Source organism: Pseudomonas sp. FG47 (assembly GCF_057809115.1).
Map to the genome: position 1 here is coordinate 28,058 of NZ_JBMDJI010000013.1, position 15,975 is coordinate 44,032.

The window sequence follows — 15,975 nt, forward strand, 5'->3', positions numbered from 1 at the left end:
CCTTGAATGGAAAATGTCAGAGCGCGGTCAATCCTATGACTGTAACGTGACAGTTTTAAGACAGTGCTTGTTACATTGCCCCCCGAGTATCAGGATGGCGGCTCACATCAGCGCCAGGAGGCAACCATGGGCATGCGCGGCAACGACCGGCAGATCGACAACATCGAGTTCAACGTGGCCGATATCGCCCGCAGCAAGGCGTTCTATGGCCAGGTGTTCGGCTGGACCTTCACCGACTTCGGGCCAAGCTACACCGAGTTCAGCGATGGCCGCTTGACAGGCGGTTTCACTACCGGGGAGCCGGTACGCCCCGGCGGGCCGCTGGTGATTCTTTATGCCGATGACCTGGCCGAGGCACAGCGCCGCGTCGAGGCGGCGCAAGGGCGGATCAGCCGGGCGGTGTTCGCCTTTCCAGGTGGGCGGCGCTTTCACTTCATCGACCCGGATGGCTACGAACTGGCGGTGTGGTCGAGCAGTTGAGCTTTACTCGCCGGATGCTTCGGGGCCTGCACTGCCGACTTGATTGCGACCGTTCTGCTTGGCCATGTAGAGGGCATCGTCCGCACGCTTGAGCACGGCTGATGGCACTTCATGTTCGGTGGCGAGCCAATGGGCCACGCCCAGGGATATGGTCAAGCGTCCGACTGGTGCGAAAAACGTTTGCTCCACTGACAGGCGAAGACGTTCGGCCACGTTGCCGGCTGCTGTCAGGCTGGCGCCGGGCAACAGCATCAGAAACTCCTCGCCGCCGGTGCGGCACAGCACATCGCCTTCCCGGCAGGCGCCGCGCATCAGCTCGGCCAGGCGTCGCAGCACGGCGTCGCCAACATCGTGCCCGTGGGTGTCATTGACCTGTTTGAAATGGTCCACGTCCAGCACGATGGCGGCGAACGGCTGCGCCTCGGCTTGCCAGTGGCTCAAGGTGGTGGCCAGCCCGCGGCGGTTGACCAGCCCGGTCAGCGGATCGGTCTGGGCGTCGCGGTTCAGGCGGCCGATGCGCTCCTGCAGCAGGTTCAGGCCGAACAGCAGGGCGCGCTTGAGCTCGGCGGCTTCGAAGTACCAGGCGCGGACCCGGTGGATGCGCTCGGCGGTGCTGGCGCGGTCCAGGCTGCGTGCGGCCGCGGCCAACTGCCACAGCGGGCGGACGATGATCAGCGCCAGCCACCACAACAGCAGACAGCCGAGCAGCGCCAGCGGCGCGGAAATACCGATCACGTTGAGAATCAGGTGGTGCATCGGTGCGACGGTCGCCGCCAGCGGCTGCTGCGCCACCACGCTCCAGCCGCTACTCGGCACGCTGGCGAAGCCGGCCAGCATCTCCACGCCCTGGCTGTTGATCACCCGCCGGGTGCCACTGCCCAGGGTGGCCAGTTCATCCACCAGGCTGTTACCGGCCACCAGCGTGCCGACACGGTCGCTGTCGGGGTGGTACAACAGGCGGTGGTTGCGGTCGACCACGTAGAGGTATGAGCCGTCCTGGTAGAAGTGCTCACCCAACAAGCCCTTGAGGATATTGCGCTCACGCAGGTACAGGCTGCCGCCGACATAGCCCAGGTAGTGCCCTTGGGCGTCATAGATTGGTTGCGACAGGGCCACCACCAGGTTGTTGGCCGCTGAAAGGTACGCCGGGGACACCAGCGTGCGCTGTTCGCGCAGGGCTTGCAGGGCGCCGGGGGAGGTGGAAGGGGTACCGATGAGGTGGCGCAACGAGGCGGGTGAAATTGCCCGCAGGGTGCCCCGGGCATCGACCATGAAGGTGGAGTTGAAGGCGCTGCTTTGGCGCAGCACGCGTTCGGTCTCGGCCTGCAAGGCCGCGTCGTCGTTCAGTTGGCGGCCTTGTACCTCGGCGCTGAACGCAAGCTGTTGCAAGGCATTGCCCAGGGACGTCTCGGTGATGGCGGCCAGCTTGGCGGCATACACGCGGTTGGCCTCCAGCGCGTGATCGATCAGCAACTGGCGCTGCACCCGGTAGCTGGCGAAATAGCTGCTCAGCAGCATCACCACGGCGGTCAGCGCGCAGAGAACGAGGATAAGCGTGCGCAGGTCCAGGCGCAGGCCATGCTTGGCGTGTGGCAATCCAGGTCTCACCGACGGTAAAAGGGGATCAACCTTACTCGTTTACCTCTTGGGGAACCATGGGCGACCCGCGCTTTTTCTGCAGGAAAACGCCTCAGCCCAAGCTGCGCTCTATAGCGCCTTGTACCAGGCTTTGCATCAGGCTCAACCCTTCGACCTCGCTCAGGGCCCGTGCGCGCAGCATGCCCGGCAGCTGGTTGAGCAAGGTCGCCAGCACATGCCCGGTGGCCGCCAGCGCTTCACCGCTGCGGCGCGCTTGCGGTGCGACCAGGCGTAGCAGGCCAGCCTCGTAGCGTTCGCGCAAGGCGCCCAGGCGTGCCTGTTGCTCGATGCTCAGGCAGCAGAAGTCGCGTTCGGCCAGGCGGAACTGCATCGGTCGTTCGGCCTGCAACTGCCAGTGTGCGCCGATCAGGCAGGGCAGTACCGGACTGCCCTGGGCCCGGGCCCGGCGGCCTTGCTCCAGGGTGGCCTGCAGTTCCTCGTAGAGCTCCTCGATCAGGTCGTAGAGCAGGTCCTGCTTGCTGGGGAAGTGGTGATACAGCGAGCCCGCGGTCAGGCCCACGTGCGCTGCCAGCTCACGCATGCTGACCTGGCCGAAACCCTTCTCGGCGAACAGGGCCATGGCCCGGTCGCGCCGTTCCTCGAAATTGGCGCAGCGCAGCGCCGCGTTGACCGGGGGCATGGCCTGCGCTCCTCAGTAGCTGAAGAAGCCGCGGCCGCTCTTGCGCCCGAGGTAGCCGGCGGCGACCATCTCCTTGAGCAGCGGGGCGGGGCGGTACTTGCTGTCGTTGAAGCCCTCATGGAAGGCCTCCATGATCGCCAGCAGGGTGTCCAGGCCCACCAGGTCGGCCAGGGCCAGCGGGCCGATCGGCTGGTTGCAGCCCAGGCGCATGCCGGTGTCGATGTCCTCGGCGCTGGCCAGGCCTTCCTGGCGCACGAAGATCGCCTCGTTGATCATCGGCACCAGGATGCGGTTGACCACAAAGCCTGGGCGGTTGCCGGCGGTGATCGGCGTCTTGCCGAGCTTTTCGGTCACCAGCAGCGCCTGGGCGTAGGTGCTGTCGCTGGTCTGCAGGCCGCGGATGATCTCGACCAGGGCCATCATCGGCACTGGGTTGAAGAAGTGCACGCCGATGAAGCGCTGCGGGTTGTCGATGCTGGCGGCCAGTTGGGTCACAGACAGCGACGAGGTGTTGGTGGCGATCAGACAGTCGGCGCTCACGTTGGCCGCCACCTGCTGGAGAATGCGTTGCTTGAGGGCCAGGTTCTCGGTGGCCGCCTCGATCACCAGTTGTGCATCGGCCAGCTTCGCGTAATCGGTGCTGGTGCGGATACGCGCCTTGGCCGCATCGGCCTTGTCGGCCTCGACGGTGCCTTTGCTGACCTGGCGCTCGAGGTTCTTGCCCAGGGTGGCCAGGCCCCGCTCCAGGGCCGCCTCGGCCACGTCCACCAGCAAAACCTGGTAACCGGCCAGGGCGCAGACCTGGGCGATACCGTTGCCCATGGTGCCGGCGCCAATCACGGCGATCTGTTCGATAGTCATCCTGCTGGCTCCTTAAACGCGTTCGAAGACGATGGCGATGCCCTGGCCGCCGCCGATGCACATGGTCGCCAGGGCGTAGCGGCCTTGGGTGCGGTGCAGTTCGTGAATGGCCTTGGTGGCGATGATTGCGCCCGTGGCGCCGACCGGGTGGCCGAGGGAGATGCCCGAGCCGTTGGGGTTGACCTTTTCCGGGTCGAAGCCCAGCGTGCGGGCCACGGCGCAGGCCTGGGAGGCGAAGGCCTCGTTGGACTCGATCACGTCCAGGTCGGCCACCTTCAGGCCAGCTTTTTCCAGCACCTTCTGGGTCGCTGGAATCGGCCCCAGGCCCATCAGCGCCGGCTCGACACCGGCATGGGCGTAGGCCACCAGGCGCGCCAGTGGTTTAAGGCCCAGGCGCTGCACCGCATCGCCCGTGGCCAGCACCAGGGCGGCGGCGCCGTCGTTGATGCTGCTGGCGTTGCCGGCGGTGACGGTGCCGTCCTTCTTGAACACCGCCTTCATGGCGGCGAGTTGTTCGGCGCTGGCGTCGGCGCGCACGTTCTCGTCCACGGCGAACTGCACGGTGCCTTTGCGGGTTTTCAGCTCGATGGGCACGATCTGGCTGTCGAAGCGGCCTTCGGCGATGGCGCGGGCGGCCCGACGCTGGCTGGTCAGGGCCAGTTCATCCTGCATTTCGCGGGTGATGCCATGGGCCGCGGCGACGTTCTCGGCGGTGATGCCCATGTGGAAGTGTTCGAACGGGTCGTGGAGGATGCCGACCATGTAGTCGATGCCTTGCAGGTCGCCCATGCGTGCGCCCCAGCGGGCTTGCGGCAGCAGGTACGGGCCGCGGCTCATGGATTCGGCGCCGGCGGCCAGGGCGATGTCGCTGTCGCCCAGCAGCAGGCCCTGGGCGGCCGAAACGATCGCCTGCAGGCCCGAGCCGCACAGGCGGTTGACACTGAACGCCGGGGTTTCCTTGGGGATGCCGGCGTTCATCGCCGCCACCCGGCCCAGGTAGGCGTCGCGCGGTTCGGTGGGGATCACGTTGCCCATCACCACATGGCCGATCTGCTCGGCGGGCACGCCTGAGCGTTCGATGGCGGCACGGCTCACCTGGGTGGCCAGGTCGGCCAGGGGCAGGTCCTTGAGCGAACCGCCGAAGCTGCCGATGGCCGAGCGTACCGCGCTGACGACGTAGATTTCTGTGCTGCTCATGAAGGGCTCCGTGTGCGAAGGCATGGCGAGGTGGGGCGAGGCTCTGCGACAATGCGCGCCAGCTTCTTGCAACCCCGTGGGTGGGTCGAGTCTAGGCAATGGCCCGCCAGTGGCCTATGCCGGATCTGCTCAGCCAGCCTGGCATTTTTTGCCACTCAGTCCAGACAGCGAGCTACTTGGCGATGCGCGATAGCGATACGGTCGCGGTGTACTTTCTCAATGCCATGCTGCATGCCCTGCGCGAGCGCCCGGCGGCGCGCGACGCGCACCTGCGCGCGGTGGGTATCGACCCGGCGGTGCTGGCCCAGCCCCAGGCGCGGGTGCCGGCCAAGGCTTTCGCCCAGCTGTGGCTGGCGCTGATCGACCAATTACACGACGAGTTCTTCCACCTCGACCGCCACGGCATGCCGCTGGGCAGTTTCGCCCTGATTTGCCGCGGGCTGATCCAGGAGCCGGACCTGGGCAAGGCCTTGCGCCAGTGTCTGGGCAACTTCGGCCTGTTCCTGCGCGACCTGCGTGGCAGTGTCAGCGTGCGCGGCGCCCGGGCGGTGATCAGCGTGACCTCGAGCATCGACGATCCCTTGACCCGGGTGTATGCCGAGGAAACCTACCTGGTGCTGGTGGTTGGCCTGCTGTGCTGGCTGGCCGGGCGGCGTATCGCCATCGACCGTACTGAACTTGCGTTGGCGCGCCCGGCCCAGGAGGACGACGCCCTGCTCTGGGGGCCGGACCTGCGCCTGGGCAGCGGGCGTACCGAGGTGGAGTTCGACAGCGCCTGGTTGCGCCTGCCGGTGGTACAGGACCTGGCAGCGCTGAAGACCTTCTTGCGCAGCGCGCCGCAGGGGCTGGTGATCCGCTTTCGCAACCAGAACGGCCTGGTGGCGGAGGTCTACCGGCACCTGCGCGCCCGCCACTACGGGCAGTGGCCGACCCTCAACGCCATGGCCGAGCGCCAGCGGCTCAGCGCCAGCAGCTTTCGCCGGCAACTGGAGCGCGAAGGGCGCTCGTACCAGCAGATCAAGGACGAGGTGCGCCGGGCCATGGCCTTCGAGCTGCTTCGCGAAGGGCGCCTGAGTATTGCCGAGATCGCCGGGCAGACTGGCTTCCAGGAGCCGAGCGCGTTTCACCGGGCGTTCAAGAAGTGGACCGGGCAGAGCCCAGGCAGCTACCGGGCACGGGTGTCAGCCGGCGGCCAGACGCCTTGACGGCTGGCCGTGTCAGGCCGGCACCATGGCAAAGCCCACGCCGAAGCGGTTCCAGGCATTGATGGTGGCGATGGCCAGGGTCAGGTTGGCGATTTCAGTGGCATCGAAGTGCTCCAGCAACGCCGAGTACTCCGCCTGCGGCGCGCCGCGTTCGGGCAGGCGGGTCAGGCTTTCGACCCAGGCCAGGGCGGCCCGTTCACGCGGGCTGAAATAGCGGGTTTCGCGCCAGACGCTCAAGGTCTGCAGGCGCGCCTCGGTTTCGCCGGCCTTGCGCGCATCGTTGGCATGCATGTTCACGCAGTAGGCGCAGCCGTTGATCTGCGAGGCGCGCAGGCGCACCAGCTCCAGCAGCGAGTGCTCCAGGCCCGAGCTGACCAGCGCTTGCTCGAGGCCGACCATGGCCTTGTAGGCCAGCGGCGAGTGTTTGGCCCATTCGATTCGGTCGTGCATGTCCAGGCTCCAGTGATTGAGGGTAAGTGGCGTTACCTTAGCGCCAGCGCGGGCGACGCCGAATAGCCAATGCAGCGCTTTATCGGGAGGCCAATGCCGCCATTCAGGTGGCCACTGACAGGCATCCAATCTCTTCATTTCTGCCCGGGCGGTGGAGCCGGGATAATGGCCAGGTCTTCACTGGAGTAACGCTGTATGCCCACCGAACACTTCATGCGCGAAGCCATCGACCTGGCCCGCGCCAATATCCAGGCCGGCGGCCGCCCATTCGGCGCGGTGCTGGTGTACCAGGGCCAGGTCGTCGCCCGGGCCGTCAACGAAATCCACAGCACCCAGGACCCGACCAGCCACGCCGAAATGCAGGCCATTCGCAAGGCCGCCCAGGCCCTGGGCCGCGCGCGCCTGGGCGGCGCCGAAATCTATGCCAGCGGCCATCCGTGCCCAATGTGCCTGGCAGCCATGCACCTGTGCGGCATCGAGCGCGCCTGGTTCGCCTACGACAACGACGAGGGCGAGCCCTATGGCTTGTCCACCGCCGCGGTGTACGCGCAGATGGCCAGGCCTGCGCAACAGCAAAGCCTGGCGTTGCGCCCACTCAAGCCTGTCGGCGAAGCGGGCCTGTACGCCGAATGGCAGCAGGCCCGCCAGGCATGAGAAACGCACTGAACCTGCTGTTGGTCATACTGCTGGCACTGAACCTGCGGCCGATGCTCACCAGCATCGGACCGTTGCTCGAACCCATGCGCCAGAGCACCGGGTTGGGCTACCAGCAAGCGGCGTTGCTGACCGCGCTGCCGGTGCTGTGCATGGGCCTGGTGCCATTGCTGCAGCCCTGGCTGCGGCGCTGGTTGAGCGAACATGGCGGCATGCTCGCGGGCCTTGCGGCCATCGCCGCGGCCTGCCTGTGGCGGTTGCAGCTGGACAGCGCCTGGGCGCTGATCGCCAGCGCGGTGATCGCCGGCTTGGGCGTGGCGCTGGTGCAGGGCATGATGCCGGGGCTGGTCAACCGCTGGTTCCCGACCCGCCTGGCTGCGACCATGGGCCTGTATTCGGCGGCGTTGATGAGCGGTGGTGGCCTGGCAGCGGTCTTGGGACCATCGATCACCGCCTACAGCGGCCAGTGGCAGGTGGGGCTGGGGGTATGGGCGTTGCCCGCGCTGCTGGCCCTGCTGGCCTGGCTTACCCTGCGCCCGCGACATGACCTGCCGACGTTGGGCGGCACCACTGGCGGCCACTGGTTCGGCAACCGCCGCGCCTGGCTGCTGGCGCTGTACTTCGGCTTGATCAACGGCGGTTATACCAGCATGGTCGCCTGGCTGCCGGCTTATCACCTGGAGCACGGCGGCACGGCCCAAGGCGGCGGCGAGCTGGTCGGGCTGATGACCCTGTTCCAGGTTAGCGGTGCCCTGGGGCTGCCCTTGCTGTTGCGCCGCCTGGCCGATCGCCGCCCGGGGTTGTGGCTGGCGCTGGCGATCCAGCTGGGTGGTTTCCTCGGCCTGTTGCTGGCGCCGGCCATGGCCATGGGGCTGTGGGTGGCGATGATCGGCCTGGGCCTGGGGGCCTGCTTCAGCCTCAGCCTGACCTTGACCCTGGAGCACCTGCGCACGCCGGCCGAGGCCGGCAGCCTGGCGGGGTTCGTGCAGGGGGTGGGCTTCATCATCACCGGGACCGTGCCCTACATCACTGGCTGGCTGCGTGATGTCAGCGGCGACTTCCAGGCCTCGTGGACAGTGCTGACCTGCACCGTGCTGGCCATGTTGCTGGTGACCCTGCGTTTCGCCCCGCGCGGCTACGCCAAGGCCATCGCCCGGCCCGGCCCGGCCGGCGCGCCAGCGGCGCTCAACTGAGGCGCTGCAGGGTATCGCAAACCCGATCCAGGGCCGGGTCGATATCCAGCAGCTCGATGGCGCCGAAGCCCAGTAGCAGCCCTGGCCTGACCGGGGCCTCGCTGAAGAACGGCGCCAGCGAGTACAACCCCACCTCGACCTTGCGCGCCAGGGTGATCAGCAGCTCCACATCCACCCCCGGTTTGGCCAGCGCGCTCAGGTGAAACCCGGCACTGGCCGGTACCGCGTCGAACCAGGGCGCCAGGTCGCCGTTCAGGCGCGCCAGGATGCGTGCGCGACGGGCGCTGTACACCTCATGGCTGCGGCGGATGTGCTTGTTCAGGTGGCCTTCGCCGATGAACCTTGCCAGTGCCCATTGCTGCAGGGTCGGGCTGTGCCAGTCGCTCAGGTGCTTGGCCACGCAGGCTGCCTGCAACACGGCCGGCGGCAGCACCGCGTATCCCAGGCGCAACTCCGGCAACAGGGTCTTGGAGAAGGTGCCGACATAGGCCACCAGCCCGTGGCGGTCCAGGCGTTGCAGGGCCTCGGCGGCGGGGCCCTGGTAGCGAAACTCGCAGTCGTAGTCATCCTCGATGACCAGCGCGCCCAGCTCGGCGGCCCGGGCCAGCAGCGCCTGGCGTCGTGCGTCGGCCATGGGCATGCCCAGCGGGAACTGGTGTGACGGGGTGACGTAGATCAGCCGGGTGCCATCCTCGATCTGCGCCACGCACAGCCCTTGCTCATCCACCGGCACCGCTTGCAAGCGGGCGCCCAGGGCCAGGAACAATTGCCGAGCCGGTGGGTAGCCGGGGTCTTCCATGGCCACCTTGCAACCTGGCTCGATCAACACCCGGGCGATCAGGTCCAAGGCCTGCTGGGCACCGTTGCACACCAGCACCTCGGCAGGGCTGCATTGCACGCCGCGGGCGAAGGCGATGTGATGGGCGATGGCCTCGCGCAGTTCGGGCAGGCCCTGGGCCGGGAATTGCCGTTCGTTGTGGCGCTGGCTACGGCGCAGGGCATGGTTCAGGCAACTGCGCCACTGGTCGTAGGGGAACTGCGCCTTGTTCGAGGCACCGCCGACGAAGTCGTAGCGCGAGGGCGCATCCAGTGCCCGTTGGCCGAGGATCGTCGCCCGTTGGCGCCAGCGCTCCAGGGTGGCAGCAGCTGCCAGTGGCGCGGCATCGGCGTTATCGGCGCGCAATGGCAGGCGCGGGGTGATGAAGGTGCCACGGCCGACCACGCCGCTGAGCAGGTTGTCGTAGGTCAACCGTGAATAGGCCTCGGCCACGGTCTTGCGCGACACGCCCAGTTGCTCGGCGAGCAAGCGGGTAGGCGGCAGTTGGGTGCCGGCGGCCAGGTGACCGCTGTCGATACCGGCGCGCAGTTGCTGGTAGAGCTGGTCGGCGAGGCCTTTGCGGCCATCGAGGCGGATGTGCAGTTCCATGGGGGTGTGTCCGAAGCGCGGGGATGGTCAAGCTTCGGGGGTTGCGCGGGAAGGTGCAAGAGGGGCAGGTTTATTGGCGGGCCGGGTAGGGCTTGCAGGTGTTCATCGCAAGGCCATCGGCGAATCCCCTCAAAGCCGCGCCGCACTGATGGTGATATACCCCTTGTCAGGCAGCGCGATGCGTATCACCGTTTCGTCCTCGGCCACCTTGCGCTTTTGCTTGATGCACACGCCATCGATGGCGGCATCGCGCATGCGCGCCACGATAGCGCGCCCATTGGCATCGAAGAACGCCTCGCTGGCGAGCAGCTCGACCTGCTCGATCAACTGCCGGGTATGTTCGTCGGTCGCACAGAAGAACCGCACGCCCGACAGGTGCGGGTTGTCATCGGGGTTGCTGACCTCATGGGCCAGCAGCTGGCGCAAGGTATGGCGCAGTTCACGGGTAGGGTGGTTGTCGTTGGGCATGGCATGGCCTCGTCTGGCAGGGCTGCCGCGGTGGGCGGTGGTGGCGTCTCCAGGCCGGATGATGGTTTGCCGAAGGTGGGGCAACAATCACGAAGCGTCCGTACTTGTGGTAGGAGGTTTCCGAAAATAAAGGTAGCGGCCTGAACTGTGCCTTGATCCCCGTCAGCCACGCGCCAGGTACGCCGCACTTTTTCGCTCAGGCTGGCGTGCAAGGCCGGTGCCTACAGGGCGGCTTCGACAATCTCGATCCAGTGCCGCACCGGGGTGCGCCCAGCGCCGCCGAGGTGCAGTTGGCAGCCGATGTTGGCGGTGGCGATAAGGTTCGGGCTGCCACTCTCCAGCGCGGCAAGACGGTTGTCGCGCAATTGCCGCGACAGGACCGGCTGGGTCAGCGAGTAGGTGCCGGCCGAACCGCAGCACAGGTGGCCGTCGGGCACATCGGTGAGGTGAAAGCCCAAGCGCGTCAGCAGGCGTTCGACCGCGCCGCCGAGCTTGAGCGCGTGTTGCAAGGTACAGGGGCAGTGCACGGCCAGGCGTTGCTCGGCGCACAAGCCTAGCTGTTCAACCGGCTCGGCTTCGAGCACCTGCACCAGGTCACGCGACAGCGCACTGACACGGGCGGCCTTGGCGGCATAGCCGGGGTCGTGCGCCAGCAGGTGAGCATAGTCGCGCACGAACGCGCCACAGCCGCTGGCCGTTTGCACGATGGCCTCGGCGCCGCCCTCGATGGCCGGCCACCAGGCGTCGATATTGCGCCGTGCCCGCGCCAGCCCCTGGGCCTGGGCGTCCAGGTGGTAGTCTACGGCGCCACAGCAGCCGGCCTCGGTAATCGGCTCGACACTGATGCCCAGGCGATCGAGCAAACGGCTGGCGGCGGCATTGGTGCTGGGCGCCAGCACCTGTTGCACGCAGCCTTCAAGCAATAGGACGCGCCGGGGGTGACGGGGCGCGGGGCGTCGCCCGCCAGCGTTGGCCGGTAGCTTGGCCTTGAGGCTGCTAGGCAGCAGCGGCCTCAGCGCTTGGCCGGCGCGGACCAGTGCCTTGAACAGCGCCGGCCGCGGCACCACGGCGCGCAGGCTGTGGCGCAGCAGGCGCTGGGCCAGTGGTCGGGCAACCTGCTGGTCGACCACGGCGCGGCCTATGTCCAGCAGGTTGTGGTACTCCACCCCCGACGGGCAGGTGGTCTCGCAGCTGCGACAACTCAGGCAGCGGTCCAGGTGACGTTGGCTGCTGGCCGTGACCGTCGCGCCTTCGAGCGCCTGCTTGATCAGGTAGATGCGCCCGCGCGGCCCATCCAGCTCGTCGCCGAGCAGTTGGTAGGTGGGGCAGGTGGCGGTGCAAAAACCGCAGTGCACGCATGTGCGCAGGATGCGCTCGGCTTCCTCGGCGCGGGGCAGTTGGCGGGCGGCGTCGCTCATGTGGGTTTGCATGGTGGGGCCTCACAGGTCGGCATACAGGCGGCCCGGGTTGAACAGGCCCTGGGGGTCCAGTCGCGCCTTGAGTGCCTGGTGATAGCGCAGCAGGGCCGGGGCCAGTGGCGCGCTGCTGTGGTCGCCTGGGGTATAGGCGGTGGCATGGCCACCGACCTTGGCTAGCCGCTGGCGGATCAGCGCGGCCGGCGCGGCGGACTTGAGCCAGCGCTGGGCGCCGGCCCAATCGAGCAGTTGTTGTCCGGGCAGGTCCAGCAGCCCGGTACCTATCGGCAGCGACAGGCGCCACAGGGGGGCCGGGTCGTCGAAAAACGCCAGGCGCTGTTCGCGCAAGTGTTGCCAGAAGTTATTATCGATCACTTCACCGCCCAGCCGCTCATGGGCCGAGCGGACCGACCCCGGCCCGCCTTCGAGGCGCAGGTGCAACGCCTCGCCGGCATGGCAGGCGGCGCTGATCGGCAGTGGCTGCTGGCCCCACTGCGCCAACGCGGCCAAGGCCTGCTGCGCCGGCATCGGTAGGCGCAGGCTCAGGCACCGGCGTGGCTTGGGCAGTACCTTGAACGAGACTTCGGTCAGCAGCCCCAGGCAGCCGAAGCTGCCGGCCATCAGCCGCGAGACGTCGTAGCCGGCAACGTTCTTCATCACTTCGCCGCCCACACGCAGCAACTTGCCGTGGCCACTGATCAAGCGTATACCCAGCACCAGGTCGCGGACCGCGCCGGCCCAGGGCCGACGCGGCCCCGACAGCCCGGCGGCGACCATGCCACCGAGGGTGGCGTGCGGTCCAAGATGCGGTGGCTCGCAGCTCAGCATCTGCCCGGCCTGCTCCAGCGCCGCCTCGATTTCCCGCAGCGGCGTGCCCGCGCGGGCGGTCAGCACCAGTTCGCTCGGATGGTAGCTGAGGATACCGCGATGGTCGCGCAAGTCGACGATTTCGCCGGCCACCGGTCGGCCCAGCATGGCCTTGCTGTTGCCGCCCTGGATGCGCAGTGGCGTGCTCAGGTTCAGCGCCTGGTTGACTTGCTCCAGCAGGTGTCTGCTGTGGTCGGCATCCATTAGAAACGCTCCAGGTCAGGGAAGGGCAATTGCCCCTGATGCACGTGCAGGGCGCCGAATTCGGCGCAACGCTGCAGGGTCGGGATGTGCTTGCCGGGGTTGAGCAGCCCCTTGGGGTCGAAGGCGGCTTTTACCGCGTGGAACAGGCTGATCTCGTCGTGGTTGAACTGGACGCACATCTGGTTGATCTTCTCGCGGCCCACGCCGTGTTCGCCGGTGATGCTGCCGCCCACTGCCACGCACAACTCGAGAATCTTGCCGCCGATGGCCTCGGCGCGCGCCAGCTCGCCCGGCTGGTTGGCGTCGAACAGGATCAGTGGGTGCATGTTGCCGTCGCCGGCGTGGAACACATTGGCCACCCGCAGCCGATACTGCTCGGCCAGCGCGGCGATGCCGCGCAGTACCCTTGGCAGTTCCCGGCGCGGGATGGTGCCGTCCATGCAGTAGTAATCCGGCGAGATCCGCCCGACGGCCGGGAAGGCATTCTTGCGCCCGGCCCAGAAGCGCGCGCGCTCGCTTTCGTCGCAGGCCAGCCGTACTTCGCGGGCGCCTGCCCGGCGCAGCACGGCATCGACCCGCGTGCAATCGTCGTGCACATCGGTCTCGACGCCGTCCAGCTCGCACAGCAGGATCGCCGCGGCGTCCAGCGGGTAGCCGGCCTGGATGAACGCCTCGGCGGCACGGATCGCCAGGTTGTCCATCATCTCCAGCCCTGCGGGGATGATGCCGGCGGCGATGATCTCGGCCACCGCGCGGCCGGCGTCCTCGACACTGGCGAAACTGGCCAGCAGCACCCGCGCCAGCGGTGGACGGGGCAGCAGCTTGACGGTCACTTCGGTGACGATGCCAAGCAGGCCCTCGGAACCGGTGAACAGCGCCAGCAGGTCGAAGCCGGGGCTGTCCAGGGCGTCGCTGCCCAGCTCCAGGCGTTCGCCCTCGATGGTGAGGATCTGCACTTTGAGCAGGTTGTGCACGGTCAGGCCGTATTTCAGGCAATGCACGCCACCGGCGTTCTCGGCGACATTGCCGCCGATCGAGCAGGCGATCTGCGACGAGGGGTCCGGCGCGTAGTACAGCCCATGGGGCGCCGCTGCCTGGGAGATCGCCAGGTTGCGCACCCCAGGCTGGACCCGGGCGAAGCGCCCTTGTGGGTTGATTTCGAGGATGCGGTTGAAGCGTGCCATCACCAGCAGGATGCCCTGGCTCAGGGGCAGCGCGCCGCCGGACAGGCCAGTGCCGGCGCCGCGGGCAACCACCGGCACGCCGCGCTGGTGGCACAGTTGCAGCAGCGCTTGCACCTGCTCCAGGCGTTCGGGCAGCACCACCAGCAGCGGTAGCGTGCGGTAGGCTGAGAGACCGTCGCATTCATAGGGCTTGAGCTCCTCGTCGCGGTGGAGGATTTCCAGGTCGGGCAGGGCCGCGCGCAGGGCCGCCAGCAACGCGGGCTTGTCGACCACCGGCAGCGCGCCGTCGATGCGCTGGTCGTGGAGGATGCTCATGCTGTTGGCGTGGCTCACTGCCCCAGCGCCCGAATCAGTGCCACGCTCAAGTACAAGCGCGGCGCCACGCTGTCGACTTCGATGTACTCGTCGTCGCCGTGCAGCCCGGCCCCTACCACGCCCAGGGTTTCCAGCACCGCCGGCTTGTCGCTGCCCGGCACGTAGGCGTAGCCGGCATCGGTGCCGAAGCGCATGGCGATGGGCTCGAGGCTGCGGTCGATCTTGCGGTAGAGCTGGTGCGCCGTGGCTGCCAATTGTGTCGACGCTGGGTTCTGCGCCAGCGGCGGCCGGCCTTTTTCCAGCACCAGGCTGACCTGGGTGTCGGCAATCCGCCGTTGCCCGATGATCCGTTGGGCATCGGCTTGCACCCGCGCGGTCTCGGCCAGGTCGGTGTAGCGCATGTCCGCTTCGGCGCTGGCCAGGGCCGGGATGATGTTGGCTTTTTCACCGGCCTTGGCCAGGGTCCAGTTGACCGTGGTGCCCTTGGCCTGGTCGCCCAGCGCATCGAGTTGCAGCAGCTGGTTCGCCAGTTCCAGCAGCGCATTGCGCCCCTCTTCGGGGGCTGAACCGGCATGTGAGGCGCGCCCCTTGACCTCGAGTTTCAGACGGTTGATGCCGTTGGTGGCCACGGTCACGGCGTCCTTGTCGGGTGGCTCGTAGGAAAAGACGAAATCATGCTGGCGCGCCAGTTCGCCGATCAGTGCCTTCGAGCCCGCCGAGCCCATTTCCTCGTCGGGGTTGAACAGCACGGTCAGGGTGCGGTAGCCCTTGAACTGTTGGGTCTGCAACAGATTCAGCGCATGCAGGATCATCGCCACGCCCCCCTTGGCGTCGGCCACGCCGGGGCCATAGGCGCGCGCGCCGTCCAGGCGCAACGGGCGCTTGGCCGCAGTGCCGGGGGCGAACACCGTGTCGTAGTGGACCATCAGCAGAAAGTCCTTGCTGCCGCTGCCCTTGAAGGTGCCGACGATGTTGTCGCCCACCGAGGGCGTGGCCGCTGTGGCTTTCACCTCGGCGCCCAGGGCCTCGAGGCGTTTGGCCAATTCGGCGCCGACCTGCTTGAGGCCGGCTTCGGTACCGGTGCCGGTGTCTACCGCGACCAGGTTCTTGAGGGTTTCCAGGTAGTGGGATTGTTCGGCCTGGGCCTGCTTGAACAGGTCTTGTGGCGTGATGTCGGCGGCCTGGGCGCTGGCCAGGGCAAGGCTGAGGGTGGTGGCTAGCAAACGCATGGGCAAGGCCTCGGTCCATGATGAATGGCGTGGTCATGAACCGTTCAGCGTAGACCCTGAACGCCCGGTGGGGGCCAGTTTGCAGGCGAGTCAGTGGCCGCAACGGCTACGAGGGCGTCCAGGGCAATACCGAAAAAGCCGGGCCAGCAAGCTCGGCGGGACGCATCAATCCTGCGAGAGCAGGGCGCGGGCCAGGTCTTCGTCGCTGATCTGCATGCCCGGGTGCGCCTGGCGCGCCTGATCCAGCGCCGACTCCAGGTAGGCCCCACGAATGGCACCGCCGCTGGCGACGAAGGCCGCTAGCTCGTCGCGGGCGGGGATGATGCGTTTGTCGTCCTTGAAGGTCGAGTACAACGAGGCGGAGACCCCGGCCGAGGTGGCGACGTCACCGGCATCGACGCGGGCCAGCGCGGCGCCGGCAGGGAGCAGCAACAGCGAAGCAACGAGCAGTAAACGGCGCATGGTGAGTCCTCCAGCAGGGTGAAGCCCAAGGGAATTACTGCATGTTGTTAAGAACCTTAGCCTTGCCCGGGAGTTCCCGGGCCCCTC

The 15,975-nt window shown here is 67.5% G+C and carries 16 protein-coding genes; 4 read left to right on the plus strand and 12 right to left on the minus strand.

Translation table 11 applies throughout. The annotated features are described in order from the left end of the window. The first annotated feature begins 126 nt into the window (after nucleotides 1-126). Nucleotides 127-480: a VOC family protein gene (locus tag ACODS5_RS12390; protein ID WP_134692683.1), complete on the plus strand. Its 354-nt coding sequence runs from the start codon at nucleotides 127-129 to the stop codon at nucleotides 478-480. Between the two features lie 3 nt (nucleotides 481-483). Here the strand turns inward: ACODS5_RS12390 and ACODS5_RS12395 are convergent, their stop codons facing one another. The 4 genes from ACODS5_RS12395 to ACODS5_RS12410 form a co-directional block, all read right to left on the minus strand. After that, nucleotides 484-2,076, minus strand: a complete 1,593-nt coding sequence (locus ACODS5_RS12395) for a sensor domain-containing diguanylate cyclase (protein WP_134692682.1) — start codon at nucleotides 2,074-2,076, stop codon at nucleotides 484-486. 94 nt (nucleotides 2,077-2,170) lie between these two features. After that, nucleotides 2,171-2,758, minus strand: coding sequence for a TetR/AcrR family transcriptional regulator (locus tag ACODS5_RS12400; protein ID WP_134692681.1), 588 nt, complete (start codon nucleotides 2,756-2,758; stop codon nucleotides 2,171-2,173). A 12-nt stretch (nucleotides 2,759-2,770) separates the two neighbouring features. Then, entirely contained in the window at nucleotides 2,771-3,619 is an 849-nt protein-coding gene (locus ACODS5_RS12405) for a 3-hydroxybutyryl-CoA dehydrogenase (RefSeq protein WP_134692680.1), read from the minus strand. 12 nt (nucleotides 3,620-3,631) lie between these two features. Then, on the minus strand, nucleotides 3,632-4,816 hold the full coding sequence (locus ACODS5_RS12410; RefSeq protein ID WP_489108799.1) for an acetyl-CoA C-acyltransferase family protein: 1,185 nt from the start codon (nucleotides 4,814-4,816) through the stop codon (nucleotides 3,632-3,634). 182 nt (nucleotides 4,817-4,998) lie between these two features. On the opposite strand from ACODS5_RS12410, the gene ACODS5_RS12415 reads away from it, so the two are divergent. Continuing rightward, the gene (locus tag ACODS5_RS12415) at nucleotides 4,999-6,021 is read left to right on the plus strand and encodes an AraC family transcriptional regulator (RefSeq protein ID WP_134692678.1); all 1,023 of its coding nucleotides are present in this window, start codon (nucleotides 4,999-5,001) and stop codon (nucleotides 6,019-6,021) included. 12 nt (nucleotides 6,022-6,033) lie between these two features. On the opposite strand, the gene ACODS5_RS12420 is transcribed toward ACODS5_RS12415, so the two are convergent. After that, nucleotides 6,034-6,471 (minus strand): carboxymuconolactone decarboxylase family protein, encoded by a 438-nt coding sequence (locus tag ACODS5_RS12420; protein WP_134692677.1) that lies wholly within the window; start codon nucleotides 6,469-6,471, stop codon nucleotides 6,034-6,036. 195 nt (nucleotides 6,472-6,666) lie between these two features. Here ACODS5_RS12420 and ACODS5_RS12425 point away from each other — a divergent pair, with 195 nt between their 5' ends. After that, nucleotides 6,667-7,125 carry a nucleoside deaminase gene (locus ACODS5_RS12425; RefSeq protein WP_489108800.1) on the plus strand — a complete coding sequence of 153 codons (459 nt, stop codon included), beginning with the start codon at nucleotides 6,667-6,669 and terminating at the stop codon, nucleotides 7,123-7,125. Next, nucleotides 7,122-8,318, plus strand: coding sequence for a cyanate transporter (locus tag ACODS5_RS12430; RefSeq protein WP_489108801.1), 1,197 nt, complete (start codon nucleotides 7,122-7,124; stop codon nucleotides 8,316-8,318). The genes ACODS5_RS12425 and ACODS5_RS12430 overlap by 4 nt, the downstream gene beginning before the upstream one ends. On the opposite strand, the gene pdxR is transcribed toward ACODS5_RS12430, so the two are convergent. From pdxR to ACODS5_RS12465, 7 genes are all read right to left on the minus strand, one after another. Further along, nucleotides 8,311-9,744 carry a MocR-like pyridoxine biosynthesis transcription factor PdxR gene (pdxR, locus tag ACODS5_RS12435; protein ID WP_489108802.1) on the minus strand — a complete coding sequence of 478 codons (1,434 nt, stop codon included), beginning with the start codon at nucleotides 9,742-9,744 and terminating at the stop codon, nucleotides 8,311-8,313. The genes ACODS5_RS12430 and pdxR overlap by 8 nt on opposite strands. A 129-nt stretch (nucleotides 9,745-9,873) precedes the next feature. Continuing rightward, on the minus strand, nucleotides 9,874-10,212 hold the full coding sequence (locus ACODS5_RS12440; RefSeq protein WP_489108803.1) for a hypothetical protein: 339 nt from the start codon (nucleotides 10,210-10,212) through the stop codon (nucleotides 9,874-9,876). A 221-nt stretch (nucleotides 10,213-10,433) separates the two neighbouring features. Beyond that, nucleotides 10,434-11,642 (minus strand): glycolate oxidase subunit GlcF, encoded by a 1,209-nt coding sequence (gene glcF, locus ACODS5_RS12445; RefSeq protein WP_134692672.1) that lies wholly within the window; start codon nucleotides 11,640-11,642, stop codon nucleotides 10,434-10,436. Between the two features lie 9 nt (nucleotides 11,643-11,651). Continuing rightward, nucleotides 11,652-12,698, minus strand: a complete 1,047-nt coding sequence (glcE, locus tag ACODS5_RS12450; RefSeq protein WP_489108804.1) for a glycolate oxidase subunit GlcE — start codon at nucleotides 12,696-12,698, stop codon at nucleotides 11,652-11,654. Continuing rightward, complete coding sequence (gene glcD, locus ACODS5_RS12455; RefSeq protein ID WP_489108843.1) at nucleotides 12,698-14,197, minus strand: glycolate oxidase subunit GlcD; 1,500 nt, start codon at nucleotides 14,195-14,197, stop codon at nucleotides 12,698-12,700. The genes glcE and glcD overlap by 1 nt, the downstream gene beginning before the upstream one ends. Before the next feature lie 14 nt (nucleotides 14,198-14,211). Continuing rightward, entirely contained in the window at nucleotides 14,212-15,426 is a 1,215-nt protein-coding gene (locus tag ACODS5_RS12460) for a M20/M25/M40 family metallo-hydrolase (RefSeq protein WP_134692670.1), read from the minus strand. A 165-nt stretch (nucleotides 15,427-15,591) separates the two neighbouring features. Beyond that, on the minus strand, nucleotides 15,592-15,888 hold the full coding sequence (locus ACODS5_RS12465; protein WP_489108805.1) for a DUF2388 domain-containing protein: 297 nt from the start codon (nucleotides 15,886-15,888) through the stop codon (nucleotides 15,592-15,594). Nucleotides 15,889-15,975: the final 87 nt, after the last annotated feature.

Coding starts and splice junctions, on each gene's coding strand:
- glcE (WP_489108804.1), bottom strand. CDS start 12,698: ATGGATGCCGACCACAGCAGACACCTGCTGGAGCAAGTCAACCAGGCG.
- ACODS5_RS12390 (WP_134692683.1), top strand. CDS start 127: ATGGGCATGCGCGGCAACGACCGGCAGATCGACAACATCGAGTTCAAC.
- ACODS5_RS12425 (WP_489108800.1), top strand. CDS start 6,667: ATGCCCACCGAACACTTCATGCGCGAAGCCATCGACCTGGCCCGCGCC.
- ACODS5_RS12440 (WP_489108803.1), bottom strand. CDS start 10,212: ATGCCCAACGACAACCACCCTACCCGTGAACTGCGCCATACCTTGCGC.
- ACODS5_RS12410 (WP_489108799.1), bottom strand. CDS start 4,816: ATGAGCAGCACAGAAATCTACGTCGTCAGCGCGGTACGCTCGGCCATC.
- ACODS5_RS12430 (WP_489108801.1), top strand. CDS start 7,122: ATGAGAAACGCACTGAACCTGCTGTTGGTCATACTGCTGGCACTGAAC.
- ACODS5_RS12400 (WP_134692681.1), bottom strand. CDS start 2,758: ATGCCCCCGGTCAACGCGGCGCTGCGCTGCGCCAATTTCGAGGAACGG.
- ACODS5_RS12460 (WP_134692670.1), bottom strand. CDS start 15,426: ATGCGTTTGCTAGCCACCACCCTCAGCCTTGCCCTGGCCAGCGCCCAG.
- pdxR (WP_489108802.1), bottom strand. CDS start 9,744: ATGGAACTGCACATCCGCCTCGATGGCCGCAAAGGCCTCGCCGACCAG.
- ACODS5_RS12415 (WP_134692678.1), top strand. CDS start 4,999: ATGCGCGATAGCGATACGGTCGCGGTGTACTTTCTCAATGCCATGCTG.
- glcF (WP_134692672.1), bottom strand. CDS start 11,642: ATGCAAACCCACATGAGCGACGCCGCCCGCCAACTGCCCCGCGCCGAG.
- ACODS5_RS12420 (WP_134692677.1), bottom strand. CDS start 6,471: ATGCACGACCGAATCGAATGGGCCAAACACTCGCCGCTGGCCTACAAG.
- ACODS5_RS12465 (WP_489108805.1), bottom strand. CDS start 15,888: ATGCGCCGTTTACTGCTCGTTGCTTCGCTGTTGCTGCTCCCTGCCGGC.
- ACODS5_RS12405 (WP_134692680.1), bottom strand. CDS start 3,619: ATGACTATCGAACAGATCGCCGTGATTGGCGCCGGCACCATGGGCAAC.
- glcD (WP_489108843.1), bottom strand. CDS start 14,197: ATGAGCATCCTCCACGACCAGCGCATCGACGGCGCGCTGCCGGTGGTC.